At 49.0% G+C, this 549-nt stretch carries 1 rRNA gene; it reads left to right on the top strand.

What is annotated here, in order from left to right:
* Positions 1-408 (top strand): 16S ribosomal RNA (locus PMAL9190_RS20010); the annotation flags it as partial.
* Positions 409-549 lie beyond the last annotated feature (141 nt).

The raw sequence follows: 549 nt of genomic DNA, 5'->3' as shown, positions 1-549 counted from the left end.
TAATGGTGGGAACTCCAGGGAGACTGCCGGTGATAAACCGGAGGAAGGTGGGGACGACGTCAAGTCATCATGGCCCTTACGAGTAGGGCTACACACGTGCTACAATGGCGTATACAGAGGGCTGCAAACTAGCGATAGTAAGCGAATCCCACAAAGTACGTCGTAGTCCGGATTGGAGTCTGCAACTCGACTCCATGAAGTCGGAATCGCTAGTAATCGTGAATCAGAATGTCACGGTGAATACGTTCCCGGGCCTTGTACACACCGCCCGTCACACCATGGGAGTGGGCTGCACCAGAAGTAGATAGCTTAACCTTCGGGAGGGCGTTTACCACGGTGTGGTTCATGACTGGGGTGAAGTCGTAACAAGGTAGCCCTAGGGGAACCTGGGGCTGGATCACCTCCTTACCTAAAGACTTATACTGTTTTATGCAGTGTCCACACAGATTGCTTGGTAAAATTAGTTTTAGAAAAATAGCGAAAGTGCTAATTAATGCTCACGCATTGATTAACGCTTTTGCGTTATGCTCTTTAACAATCTGGAAAGCT

Origin of the sequence: Photobacterium malacitanum, assembly GCF_900185615.1 — a bacterium.
GTDB classification, from domain to species: domain Bacteria; phylum Pseudomonadota; class Gammaproteobacteria; order Enterobacterales; family Vibrionaceae; genus Photobacterium; species Photobacterium malacitanum.
The sequence above is the reverse complement of the archived record's forward strand: the minus strand, read 5'-3'. Positions and strand labels throughout refer to the sequence as shown.